This is a genomic window from Pseudomonas sp. NPDC087346, assembly GCF_044744235.1.
GTDB lineage: Bacteria > Pseudomonadota > Gammaproteobacteria > Pseudomonadales > Pseudomonadaceae > Aquipseudomonas.
This window is the reverse complement of the sequence record NZ_JBIUXX010000024.1, coordinates 78,232-91,466: the sequence shown is the minus strand read 5'-3', so window position 1 is coordinate 91,466 and position 13,235 is coordinate 78,232. Positions and strand designations below refer to the sequence as shown.

Sequence of the window (13,235 nt, the reverse complement as noted above, 5' to 3'; positions counted from 1 at the left end):
GAGCCTGCTCGCGATAGCGGTTTCACATTCAACATCTCTGTTGGCTGATCCATCGCTATCGCGAGCAGGCTCACTCCTACAATTGACCGTGTTTGGGATCAGTGACCGCTGGCAGCCGGGCCTGCCTTCGCCGCAAACGGCGGTTTCGCCAGCCACACAATCAGAATCAACCCCATGAATCCCCACCCGAGCAGCGTGAAGTAATCCACGGTGGAGAGCATGTACGCCTGACTGGTCAGCACATGATCCAGTTGCGCATACGCAGTGTTGCCCGCCCCGCCCATCTGATTCAACGCCTCGCGGGTCGCTGGCTCATAGGTGCTGAGGCTTTCGCTCATGTAGGCATGGTGCTGATCGGCCCGGCGAATCCAGATCCACGTAGTCAGCGAAGCCGCGAAGCTACCACCAAGTGTCCGCAGGAAAGTCGCAAGGCCCGCGCCGTCGGCGATCTGGCTCGGCGGCAAGTCCGACATCAGGATGCTCAGGGTCGGCATGAAGAACAGCGCCACACCGATACCCATGAACAGTTGCACCAAAGCGATGTGCTGGAAGTCGACTTCGCTGGTGAACTCGGCACGCATGAAGCAGCTCAGGCCAATCGCCAGGAACGCCAGACCGGCCAGCAGACGCAGGTCGAACTTGTGCGCGTACTTGCCGACAAACGGCGACAGCACCACCGGCAGAATCCCGATAGGTGCAACCGCCAGACCGGCCCAGGTCGCGGTGTAACCCATTTGCGTCTGCAACCACTGCGGCAGGATCAGGTTGATGCCGAAGAACCCGGCGTAACCCAACACCAGCACAATCGTGCCGATGCGGAAGTTACGGTGCGCAAACAGCCGCAGATTTACCACCGGATGCTTGTCGGTCATTTCCCAGATGATGAACACCGCCAGCGCCACCACGGAAATGGCCGCGCCGATGATGATGAAGTTCGATTCGAACCAGTCGAGATCATTGCCCTTGTCGAGGATCACCTGCAATGCGCCGACACCGATGATCAACGAGATCAGGCCGACGTAGTCCATCGGTTGACGGCTGGTGACCACCGGCCGTTTGGCCAGTTGCGAGCGCACCACCATCACCGCAAAGATGCCGATCGGCACGTTGATGAAGAAGATCCACGGCCAGCTGTAACTGTCAGTGATCCAGCCGCCGAGAATCGGCCCGGCAATCGGCGCCACCACCGTGACCATCGCCAGCAAGGCCAAAGCCATGCCGCGCCTGGCGGGGGGATAAACCGCGATCAGCAGGGTTTGCGTCATCGGGTACAGCGGCCCGGCCACCAGACCTTGCAGCACGCGGAAGCCGATCAGTTCCGGCATCGACGTCGAGATACCGCAGAGGAACGAGGCCAGCACAAACAGAATCGTTGCCCAGAGAAACAACTTCACCTCGCCGAAGCGGCGGCTGAGCCAACCGGTCAGCGGCAGTGCGATGGCGTTACTCACAGCGAACGAGGTGATCACCCAGGTGCCCTGCTCCGAACTCACCCCGAGGTTGCCGGAGATGGTCGGCAACGCCACGTTGGCGATGGTGGTGTCGAGCACTTGCATGAACGTCGCCAGCGACAGGCCGATGGTGCTGAGCAACAGGCTGGGCGGCGTGAAAGAGGCGTTATTGCTCATCGCGAATCCTTTGGGACCTGGTTGGCGCTGCGTCTGTTACAGACACAGCGCCCATGTAGAAAAGAACCTGTGTGTGAGGAGAATTACTGTGGTGAGGGGATTTATCCCCGTTGGACTGCGCAGCAGGCCCATCTTTTCTGGATCAAAAGAGGGGCCGCTTCGCGACCCAACGGGGATGAATCCCCTCGCCACAAATAAATCCCCATGAATGTTCGTTCCCGCAGGGTGCGGTATCAGCGTTGCGCGGTTTTGCTGGCCGCAGCGCTGTTGTCGTGGATCAGTTGCGCGATCATCGCGTCGGCTTCGGCCAGTTGCTGGTCGTAGACGTTGGTGCTGAACGAGGCCTTTTGTGGCGGTTGCTGCGCCAGTACCGGCCCGCTCTGGTCGTGCAGATTGACCTCGACGTTGGTCGACAGACCGACGCGCAGCGGATGTTTGGCCAGTTCTTCGGCGTTGATGTGGATCCGCACCGGGACACGCTGCACGATCTTGATCCAGTTACCGGTAGCGTTCTGCGCTGGCAACAGGGCAAACGCGCTGCCGGTGCCGGCGCCGAGGCTGTCGACGGTGCCGCTGTATTTCACGTCGCTGCCATAGATGTCGGATTCGATGTCCACCGGCTGACCGATGCGCATGTCACGCAGTTGGGTTTCTTTGAAGTTGGCGTCGATCCACAGCTGATCCAGCGGGATCACCGCCATCAACGCGGTACCCGGCTGCACACGTTGACCGAGTTGCACAGTGCGCTTGGCGACGTAACCGGTGACCGGCGCAATCAAGGTGCTGCGGGCATTGGTCAAGTAAGCCTGACGCAGATCCGCTGCAGCGGACATCACGTCCGGATGCGACGAAACCACGGTGTCATCGACCAGCGCGCTGGTGGTTTTCAGTTGCTGCTGGGCATTGGCCAAGGCGTTTTGTGCCGAGGTCAGGTCATCGCGAGCGTGGGACAGTTCTTCCTGGGAAATCGCGCCGCCAGCGGCGAGGTTTTTCCGGCGGCTGAAGTTGTCCTGGGCTTTTTGCACGTTGGCTTGCTGCGCGTTGACCTGGGCTTTCATGCCATCAACGTTGCTGTACAGGCCGCGAACCTGACGCACGGTGCGCGCCAGTTTCGCCTGAGCACTTTGCAGACCGACTTCGGCGTCGTTCGGGTCGAAGTTGATCAGCACCTGGCCTTCATGCACCAGGTCGCCGTCATCGGCGCCAATGCTGACCACAGTGCCGGTGACCAACGGGGTGATTTCAACCACGTTGCCATTGACGTAGGCGTCGTCGGTGCTTTCGTTCCAGCGCCCGACAAATTCGTGATACGCCCAGACGCCGGCACCGGCGAGGATTACCAGAATCGCCAGCACCGTCAGCATGACCTTGCGCTTGCGTGGGTTGCCGGTGTCTGGCGTGTTGTCTTGAGCTTGAGTGTTTTCGGCAGTGGCCATGACAAATACCTTGAATTAGTTGTGCGGCGTGGCTGGGGTGGCGTTGGCTGCGGTCAGGGTTTCACCCTGAAAGCCGCCGCCCAGCGCTTGCATCAGTTGAATCGACAGATCGATCTGCTCGGCATTCAGGTTCGCCAACTGGCGCTGAGCCTGAAGCAATTGCTGCTCGATGCTGAGCACGTCCAGGTAGTTGCCGATGCCGGAACCGTAACGCTGGACCACGGTGTTGTAAGAATCCTGGGCAATGTCTGTCGCGTGTTGCTGGGCGCCGATCTGCCGACCGATGTCGCGCAACTGGTTGATCGTGTCGCTGACATCGCCCAGTGCTTTCACCAGACTTTTGTTGTACTGCGCCACTGCCAGGTCGTAATCGGCATCACGCGAATCGAGGTTGGCGCGCAGGCGCCCGCCGTCGAATATCGGCACCGAGATGGTCGGCGCGATGCTGAAGAAGCGACTGGCGGAACCGAACATTGCGTCACCCAACAAGGATTCGGCACCGGCCGCAGCTGTAAGGTTCAGGTTGGGATAGAACTGGGTCTTCGCCGCAGCAATGTCTTTGCTCGCGGCCTCGACGCGCCAACGCGCAGCGACCAGATCCGGGCGACGACCGAGCAATTCCGCCGGCAACACCGAAGGCACGGCGACAGCGCGGGCCTGCAAGACTTTCGGCCGGGCGATTTCATTGCCGCGATCCGGGCCTTTGCCGAGCAGCACGGCCAATGCGATTTTGGCGCTGTTCAGACGTTTTTCCGCATCGATCAGACTCGCTTCGGAGCTGGCTTCCAGACTTTGCGTTTGCTGGAACTGGTACTGGCTGTCGATCCCGGAACTCAGGCGACGCTGGCTCAGGTCGAGCATTTGTTTGGTGCGCTTGAGGTCGTCGTTGGCCAGGTCGTAGACGATGTGCGCCTGACCGAGATCGCTGTAGGCCCGGGCCACATCGGCGGCGAGGGTCAACTGCGCAGCCTGACGGTCGACTTCGGCGGCACGCGCCTGACCGAGTGCGGCTTCCCAGGCGTCACGCTGACCGCCCCAGAGATCGAAGTTGTAATTGAAGCTGGCGCTGACATTGCGCACGGTGGCGTAGGCATCGCCCTGCCCCAGCGGGTCCTGATCCTTGGCAAGACGCGAACGACTGACGCCGGCGCTGGCATCGAGGGTCGGGAAGCGTGCGGCATCGGCGGCCGACGCAGCGGCAAAGGCCTGATGCGCTCGGGCTTCAGCGATCTGCATGTCCGGGCTGTCGTGCAGCGCTTCGCGGATCAGACCGTCGAGCTCCGGGTCACCGAGACTGGTCCACCAGTCGCTTTTCGGCCATGCGGCGGGCGACAGTGTTACGCCGTTAAGGGACTGGCCGGCCTTGAGGCTTTTCGCATCAAGACTGGCGCCTTTGGTGTCGAGGCCACTGTAACTGGCGCAGCCGGCGAGGATCATCGCCGACAGCAGCAGCGTCAGGCTGCTGCGCAAGGTTTTAGCGCTCATTGTGTTCACCTAACCGCTGGAGGGTGATCGGGTCACCGGCCGCCAGCAAAATTTTCTTGAGGATGTATTCCAGGGTCTTCAACTCGTCCGTGGTGACGGCGCCGGCCAGTTCATTCATCGCGTCGGCGCCGATGTGCGGCAGGCGATCAGCCAGTTGCTGGCCTTGCTCGGTCAGGGTCAATTGCACCTGACGGCGATCACCTTCGCTGCGTTGGCGAGCGAGGAAGCCTTTCTGTTCCAGACGATCGAGCATGCGCGTCATCGAACCGCTGTCCAGCGACAGATGCCGGCACAGTTCGGCCGGAGTATCGACGCCGTACTGGGCCATGATGATCAACACCTTGAACTGCGCGGCGGTGATGCCGTGGGGTTCCATGTGGGTGTCGATGATCCGGTCCTTGAGCAGCGCAGCACGGCCAAGCAACAGGCCGAGATGGCAATGTTTGAATTCGTCCGGGGTGAAATGCTTCATTTGCTCACCTAATAACTGCCTAGGCAGTGAATGTATGTCGAGATGTTACTGCCTAGGCAGCGAATGTCAACGGAATAGTTAGGAAGCTTGGTAATTAGTTGACCAATGGAGTTGGTTTTTGTGGCGCACACACGGACGCCTTCGCTGGCAAGCCAGCTCCCACAGGGTCTGCGTCGTACTCAGAATTCATGTACACCGCAGAAATATGTGGGAGCTGGCTTGCCAGCGATTGGAGCGACTGGATGTAAAGCCAGTCAGGATTTTTCGGAAGGATGGGCTGACTGTTGTGGCTGGATGGGATGTATCTCACGCCCACGCAACGCATCTGCCGCATAACCACAGGCACGCTTGATCACCGCGTAAATGCTGTGCCAGCCCGGCGGCACCGGCTCAATCGCGGCATGCAACGCCAACGCGTAATCGAGCACCAGCCCCGGCGTCCAGGCCATGGCCTCCGCGCGTTTACGCACCTGGGCCGCAACCCAGAATTCGGGACTGATAATGACCCGGACGAAATCCCGCATGCTCGAATGACCACGATTCATCGCGCCTTCAAGGGCCGCTTCGAGGCTGTGGGCGACCGCGCTGGAACAATTGCGGCTGGTCAGGTTGTAAGTGCTGTTGCGCCGATAATCCGCCCAGAACGCATACAGTCGCCGAGCGTCGTAGTGGGTAAAACTGACCTGAACCACTGAAGGGCACCAGTCGGCAACTTCGCTCGCGTAGTCAGGCAAAAACCGGCCGGCGACATCGTTGTTCGGCGTTGCCCGCAGCAGACGCACGAAATCCCCCGCCGACCGGTCAATGTCGTCTTGCGGGTAGTGGCTGATGTAAATGTCCGGGCCACATTCCAGTGCGGCGTGGCCCGCGGAGACCACGCCATTGATGTCGACCGCCGCGATGTAGCGGTTGAGTAGCCGGTTGCGCACCAAGGTATCGTCAACCGTGCCGGTGGGTGTCCAGACATGAATCACCAGCGCGGCGCTATCGGCAGGTGCACTGACCAAGGGAAGTGTCACGGACAAAGGCCCGTTTCTGTAGAGCATGCCCTGGCGCAACAAAGCGCAACCCGAGAGAAAAATGCTCATGCCAATGCAGAACGGCACCGTGCCTTTATAAAGCGTCGGGTACGGTTCGAGGATGAACAGGCCAAAGCCGATTTCGAACAACCCCGTCAGCAGTGACACTTGCCAACCGACAAAGCGCACCACCACGGCAGCGGCCAGACGAAAGCCGCCATCGACCAGAAAAGCCCCGCCAAACAGCACCGCCAGAATCAGGCCGGCGGCGTGTTGCCGGTCGACGATCAGCAGCCCAAGCACCAGAAAAACCATCCCTCGTACTTTGCGCAGGGCCGCAGCGGTACCGGTTTGCGGTGCCGGCACCAGCAGCAGGATCAGCGCTTCGAGCAACAACAGATAACCGAACACATGCAGCGGAAAATACAGAACGCCGTCCAGCGCATCGATGAAGATGGCCACCCCGGCCGCACCCCAGACGACACCAGTCAGGGCCAGCGCTGACCAGCGCTTGCGGACAAAATCGCTACCCAGCAAAACCATGCTCAAACGGACCATAGGTGCCCCTGTTCGTTTGGGTCAGCCGCAAACCGCAGCTTTCGAGCTGCGGTAAGTCTAATACATGCAGGTAAAGCCGCTGGCGGCTCCAACATGGAATGGGATCATCCTGTTGGAGCTGCCAAAGGGCTGCGATCTTTTGATCTTCAGCGGGCTAGAAATCGCGCTTGTAGAAGATGTCCAGCGAACTGGCGACGCCGCTGGCGGCTTCGAGATAGACCTTTTTGCTCAGCTTGTAGCGCAAGGCAATGGTGTTGGCCGGTTCGAACACACCGACGCCATAACGCAGGCTGAGTTTCTCCGAGATATTGCCGCTGGCCACCACGCTGGTGGTGTTGCCGCTGCCTTGGGTGTCGAGCTGGAAATCCTGAATCCCCAGATCCTTGGCCAGACCACTGGTCACCCCGGAGCTGCCCATCAGGCCCAGTCCGAGCGCTGCTTGCGCCAGCATGTTGTTGTCTTCACCGTTGGTGCTCAACGGGCGACCCAGCACCAGATACGACAGCGCCTGCTCCTGACTCATCGCCGGTTCCGAGAAGATCTGCGTAGTCGGCTGTTCGGCGCTGCCGCTAAGGCGAATCCCGGCGATCACGTCGTCAGTCTGGCGAATCGCTTCGATGTCCAGATACGGCTGATCGACCGGCCCGGCGAACAACAGGCGCGCACGACGCACCGTCAGGCGCTGGCCATACGCACGGTATTTGCCGTCGTTGAGCCACAGCTCACCGCGCGTATCCATGTTGTCGCCGATGTGCACCTGACCTTGCAGGTTGGCGGTGAGACCAAAACCGGCAAAGCTCAGTTTGTCCTGGCCGACGATCACGTCGATGTCCATTTTCATCGCCAGCGGTGGTTTGCCCTCTTCGGTCTGCGCGCCGACGATGATCGTGTCATCGGAGACTTTCACCGTCGATGGCGGCAATTCACGCACGGTGATTTCACCTTTGGGCACCAGCACTTTGCCGGCAATTTTCAACTCGTCGCCGGCCATAGAAATCTTCAGATCCGGCGCGACTTCGAGCTTGGCATAGGGCTCGACGGTGACCGGCAACTGTGTGCCCTTGAGCGCCAGATCGACCATCAGCGCCTGCCCCCAGGCGACATTGCCGCTCAGACTGCCCTGCCCGGTCTTACCGCTTTTCCAGCCGCCATCCAGCCGCACGGACTCACCGGCAATCACCGCTTGCAGTTGCAGATCCTTGAGTTCCATCGGCAGTTCGGCGCCGGACACTTCGCCGTCGCTGAGTTGCACGGTGCCGTTGACCTGCGGCGCCAGCAGGCCACCGGAAATCGTCCCGCTACCGTTCAAGCGTCCGGTGAGTTTCTCGACCATTGGCACAAACGGCCGCGCCACTGACAAGTCCAGACCGCTGAGGCGGAACGAGCCGCTCACCGGTTTGTTTTTCGGCAGCGGATTGAGCTGCGCCTGCACCATCAATTCACCGAGTTTGCCGCCGACGAAGTTGAGGTCGGTGTCGATGCGCTTGGGCGTGAGTTTGCTGGTGAGCTTGAGGGTCTGGTACGGGAAGTCCAGCCACTGGTCTTTTTCCTTCATGCGCAAGGTGCCGCCGCTGGCGTCGATGCTGATCTGGCCGTTCGGGCCGCTGGCCGGCAAGTCCAGTTGCAGATCGGCGTTGAGCTTGCCCTGCCAGGCGAAATCCTTGGGCAGCCATTGCGCCAGGCTTTCAATCGGGAATTGCTTGAGGTGATAGCGCAGCTTCGGATCGGGCATCAGCCGCTGATCTTCACCGCACAGGCTGGCACTGCCGGACATCCAGCAATGCGCGCCGAAGTTGATTTTGCCGTCGGCCAGACGTTCGAGTTTGGCTGGATTTTGCAGCTTCCAATCCTGACCACCGGCCTGAATATCACCGCTGGCCAGACGACCGCGCCAGTTGCCCTTGTCCAGATTGCCGTCCAGCCCGAGCGCCAGTTTCAGCTTCGGCCCGAGCAGGTCGAGGCTGAGTTTCTGGCTCTTGATGTCGCCCTGACCGCTGACGGTCAGGTTACCCAACGAGGTATCGCCGGCCTGAATCGCGCTGCCCTTGAGGTCGATTTTCGCCCGTTGCGCGCTGTCGAGGGTGGCGTCGAGGTTGAGGCTTTGCAGGCGATTGTCCTGAAACGCCAGTTGCGAACCTTGCAGTCCGAGCTTGCCTTGCGGCGCCTTCAGCGTGCCGGCGACGTCGATCTGGCCATTGATCTGCCCACGCAGTTGCGGCCAGAGCTGAGCCAGACGCGGCAGCTTGATATCGATTTGCCCGGCGAGTTTCTGTTGCAGGCTGCCCTTGCCGCTGATGCTGTTGTCGCCGAGGCGGATTTGCAGGGCGTTGAGATTCCACTGTTCGCCCGCGCCGTCGGCCTTGGCTTGCAGCACGGCCGGTTGCCCGCGCAGTTTGCCTTTGAGGTCGAGGTCGGCGCTGAGGCTCAGGCGCTCGCTCTTCATCTCGCCTTTGCTTTTCAATGGCCCGGCCAGGGTGCCCGGCAGTTCCGCGACCCAGTACGCCGGGTTGAACGCCGACAGATCGAGCGCGGTATCCCAGGCGATGCCGTCGGCGAACTGCACGTTGACGTGCCCTTCGGCCTTGCCCTGCCCGGCTTCGAGTTTGAATTGCGGCAGGAAAATCTGTTTGAGGTTGCCGCTGAACGGACTGCTCAGGCTGAACGCACCTGCCGGGCCATCGAGCGCGGCGGCGAAATTGCCGAGGTACTGGCCGTCGGTGTAGGAGACTTCGCCATTGAAGGTGCGCAACGCGACTTGCGGCTCGTCGATCTCCGGATAGAGCCGATGCCAAGGAAAGTCCTGCCAGTTGATATTGGCCTGAGCGGTCAGGCCTTTGCTCCAGTCCACGCTACCGGTGAGCGCGAGGCTTTGTTTGTCGCTGGCGGTCAGGTCGAGCCCGGCGATCTGCGCGCCCTTGGCGTCAACCATGCCCTTGAGCAGCAACGCCACCGGGCCTTTCTCCGCAGGCAGCGTCGCGCTGCCGAGCAACTGATAACCGTTTTTCAGGTCGCCCTCGCCAGTCAGCAGCAGTTGATTGAGTTGCAGAGTGTCCGGCAGGTCAGCGCTCGGCTTGAAGCTGTCACTGGTGATGCGCACTTTGGCCGGCAGGTTTTCCACCAGCGGTTGCAACTGGCCGCTCAGTTGGCCATCGAGGTAGCCACGGCTGTCGGCGTGCAGGTTGAGAGTTTTCAGCAGGTCGCCATCGATTTTCAACGCCAGCGTCCACGGGCCAGTGCCCGGAGACGGCAAGCCGAGTTGTCCTTCAACCTCCAGCGGCCAGTTGCCGGTCGGTTGCAGCAACCCGGAAAGGCTCAGGCTCAAGTCATCGCGCTGCAATTGCGCGCTGTCGATCTGCAAACCCTTGGCTGTCCAGTGCGCCGCCAGTTTCAGGCCTTTGAGCTGTTCGCTGCCGTCGAGCAGCAGGCTGCCGATCTGCACGTCGCCGAGTTCGATGGCCACCGGCAATTGCAGGTCCGGCAAGCTGATCGGACCGCTGTCGGTAGTTTCGGCACCGGGCGCAAATTGCAGGATGACCTGATCAGTCTTGAGCTGATCGATGCACAGCGTCATGCGCGTCAGGCACAGCGGCGACCATTCGAAGATCGGCTTGCTCAGCTCGACGCGATTGCCGCCCTGTTCCCACAACAGATGATCGGCGCTCCATTGCCCGCCGAGCCGACCCTGGAAATTCTCCACGCTCAATCCCGGCACCAACCCCAACGCCCATCGGCTGCCGGCCTGAGTTCCGAACAGCGCAGCGATGGCCAGCACGATCAGCAACACCAGCGATAAAAGTGCCAGCAAGGTAATTTTCAAACCACGTTTCACAGCTCAGGCCCCATGGAAAAATGCAGCCGGATGCCGCCATCGTCATCAAGCGCGTGGGCCAGATCGAGGCGGATCGGCCCCACCGGCGAGACCCAGCGCACACCGATACCGACCCCGGTCTTGAGGTTCGGCAGTTCGAGTTTGTTGAAAGAGTTGCCCTGATCGACGAAGGTCGCGATGCGCCATTTCTCGGCAATCGAATATTGATACTCGACGCTACCAGCGACCATGTAACGTCCGCCGATGCGGTCGCCCTTGGAGTTTTCCGGGGACAGGCTCTGGTAGTCGTAACCGCGCACGCTCTGGTCGCCACCGGCAAAGAAGCGCAGCGATGGCGGTATCGAGTTGTAGCCATTGGTGGCACTGCCACCGACCTGCACACGGCCGAGGAAACGGTGATTATCGAACACCGTGGTCAAGCCTTTGATAAGTGCCGTGCCGTACAACAAGTTGTTGTCCGAGCCCAAGCCCTCCTTGGCGACCTTGCTTTCGAAGGTCAGGCGATAGCCGTTGTGCGGGTCGATACGGTTGTCGCTTTTCAGATAGGAATAGCTCACGCCGGGCATCAGCAACGTACTGAGTCCGGAGTCGTCGCCGAGCTGATATTCCTCGCGCTGCCACTTCAGCGAGATCACCCGTTGCCAGCCGCTGGGCAACTTGCTGTGCCATTCCGGGCCGACGGTCAGCAGCTTGCTCAGGGTGTCGGAGCCGTCGATGTCTTCGTATTGGTAACCGGCCGCCCAACGCAGTTTGTCGGTCAGCGGCGGGTCGAGCGGGATGTCATAGAACACCCCGACGTTTTGCCGTGGCGCCGAGAGTTCCGCCTCCCAGCCATAACTGTCGCCCTGCGGATTGACCCAATGGCGGGTCCAGTTGGCCTTGATGCGCGGGCCAACGTCGGTGGAGTAACCGAGGCCCAACCCCATGGTGCGCGGCTTGCGCGTGTCGAGTTTGACCGCGACCGGAATCACCCCGTCCTTCGAGGCGGTGGGCGCGGCGTCGACGCGTACGCCTTCGAAATAGCCGCTCGATTGCAGATCGCGGTTGAGTTCGGCGATCAGTTCGGAGTCATACGGCTCGCCGGCCTTGAACGGCACCATGCGTTGCAGCAGGTCTTCGTCGAACGGCGTGTCGCCTTCAAAACTGACTTTGCCCAGCGCATAACGCGGGCCGCTTTCGTAGATCAATTCAATGTCGGCAATCCCGGCCCGGGGATCGACCAAAAGTTTCTGGCTGGTGAAGTGGCCACTGAAAAAACCGAAGCGCGAAGCCTGATTCTGAATAATTCTTTTGGCGTCTTCATAACGCCCATGATTGAGCACCGCGCCGGATTTCAACGCGTCGGTTTGTGGCACTCGAAAGGATTTGAGGGAGGCGGCAGGCCCGTCGACACGGATCGTGACGTTACGCAGCCGAATCGGCTCGCCGGGATCGATTTTCAACACCAGACGCGGATTTTCGCCGCCCTTGACGTCACTTTCGATCTGCGGCTGATAGTAGCCCAATGCCTGCGCGGCTTTGCGCGCCTGCTCCTCGGCACCGCGACTGAAGCGCTGCAAGGCTTCTTCGTCACGGTCGCCTAGGCTGCCGATATAGCCCTCTATATTGGCTTTAAGCTCATCGTTGGACGGTTTGATCCGTACGTCCAATTCACTTTGCGCCAACGCCGCGCAGCTGGTTAACAGCACAAGCACGCCGCTGGTAAATCTTCCTGGAAACTTCATAGGCGCGGATGCTATCACGAGCTTGGGAGGGTGATAGAACCAGACTTTTCCCAAAAAGTTCGATGGTTATGCCGTTGCAGTTTGTAACACCTGCGGATTGGCGTGAAAAAATACGTGCTCGCGCACTGGCCCGACAGCGACTTCGCCAATCTCTTCATAACCCTGACGTTTATAGAATTCCAGGTAGCGTGGGTTGCCTGTGTCCAGCACCACGCCTTGCGAAGTTTCATCCACCGCGCACCAGTTATGCACCGCGGTCAGCAGTTGCTCGCCGAAGTGTTTGCCCTGGAACTGCGGGTGAATGCCCAGCAGCGGCAGCATGTGCACTGAATCGCTGGGGACGCAGGCCGCCACCGCATCGTGATATTCCAGATAGCGTCGGGTGCAGCGGAAACCGGTGCTCAGCACCATGCGCAGGCGCCATGCCCAACTTTCGGTGATGCCCAGGCGGCGTTGCGGCGGCGCGATCAGGGCGATGCCGATCAAGCGGTCGTTGACCAGCAGGCCGATGGCCGGCAGATCCTGCAGAAAATGCTGTTTGACCAGTTCCCGTACTGTCGCCCGCACCCGCTGTTCATACCCGGGCCGCTCGGCTTCGAACAGGTAAGCGAAGGTCGGCTCGTGGCGATAAGCCTGATACAGCAGCGAGCGCGCTTCACGCGAGTAACCGCGATCGAGCATGTGGATGTCGGCGATGGCGGTCTGGGTTTCAGGCATGACAGTGATTCTCCCCGGGGCGCGGCTCGTATGGCTGCGCTCTTGTTGGTACGAACCTTTTGGCGTTGGCACAGTTCCCCTCAGGTATAGACCAACTGAAGATCTTCATCGACTCGACTGGCCTCATCGCTGGCAAGCCAGCTCCCACAGGTTTTTGCAGTGATCACAGATTTCAGTCAAGACACAAACATTGTGGGAGATCTTCATCGACTCGACTGGCCTCATCGCTGGCAAGCCAGCTCCCACAGGTTTTTGCAGTGATCACAGAATTCAGTCAAGACACAAACATTGAGGGAGATCTTCATCGACTCGGCTGGCCCCATCGCTGGCAAGCCAGCTCCCACAGGTTTTTGCAGTGATCACAGAA

8 protein-coding genes are annotated in these 13,235 nt (G+C 60.4%); all 8 read right to left on the bottom strand.

Annotation, left to right across the window (positions count from 1 at the left end; translation table 11 throughout):
* Window positions 1-98: 98 nt before the first annotated feature.
* The 8 genes from ACIOZM_RS16200 to ACIOZM_RS16165 all read right to left on the bottom strand — a co-directional run bounded on the left by ACIOZM_RS16200 (window position 99) and on the right by ACIOZM_RS16165 (window position 12,868).
* On the bottom strand, window positions 99-1,628 hold the full coding sequence (locus ACIOZM_RS16200) for a DHA2 family efflux MFS transporter permease subunit (protein WP_401215658.1): 1,530 nt from the start codon (window positions 1,626-1,628) through the stop codon (window positions 99-101).
* A 233-nt stretch (window positions 1,629-1,861) separates the two neighbouring features.
* Window positions 1,862-3,064 (bottom strand): efflux RND transporter periplasmic adaptor subunit, encoded by a 1,203-nt coding sequence (locus tag ACIOZM_RS16195; RefSeq protein WP_401215656.1) that lies wholly within the window; start codon window positions 3,062-3,064, stop codon window positions 1,862-1,864.
* Window positions 3,065-3,079: 15 nt separating this feature from the next.
* Entirely contained in the window at window positions 3,080-4,549 is a 1,470-nt protein-coding gene (locus ACIOZM_RS16190; RefSeq protein ID WP_401215654.1) for an efflux transporter outer membrane subunit, read from the bottom strand.
* Entirely contained in the window at window positions 4,539-5,021 is a 483-nt protein-coding gene (locus ACIOZM_RS16185; protein WP_401215652.1) for a MarR family winged helix-turn-helix transcriptional regulator, read from the bottom strand. The genes ACIOZM_RS16190 and ACIOZM_RS16185 overlap by 11 nt, the downstream gene beginning before the upstream one ends.
* Window positions 5,022-5,275: 254 nt before the next feature.
* A complete protein-coding gene (locus tag ACIOZM_RS16180) occupies window positions 5,276-6,598 on the bottom strand; it encodes an HdeD family acid-resistance protein (protein WP_401215650.1) in 1,323 nt (440 codons plus the stop codon).
* A 154-nt stretch (window positions 6,599-6,752) separates the two neighbouring features.
* Window positions 6,753-10,427: a translocation/assembly module TamB domain-containing protein gene (locus tag ACIOZM_RS16175; protein ID WP_401215648.1), complete on the bottom strand. Its 3,675-nt coding sequence runs from the start codon at window positions 10,425-10,427 to the stop codon at window positions 6,753-6,755.
* Window positions 10,424-12,151, bottom strand: coding sequence for an autotransporter assembly complex family protein (locus ACIOZM_RS16170; RefSeq protein ID WP_401215646.1), 1,728 nt, complete (start codon window positions 12,149-12,151; stop codon window positions 10,424-10,426). The genes ACIOZM_RS16175 and ACIOZM_RS16170 overlap by 4 nt, the downstream gene beginning before the upstream one ends.
* Window positions 12,152-12,217: 66 nt before the next feature.
* On the bottom strand, window positions 12,218-12,868 hold the full coding sequence (locus ACIOZM_RS16165) for a GNAT family N-acetyltransferase (protein WP_401215644.1): 651 nt from the start codon (window positions 12,866-12,868) through the stop codon (window positions 12,218-12,220).
* Window positions 12,869-13,235: the final 367 nt, after the last annotated feature.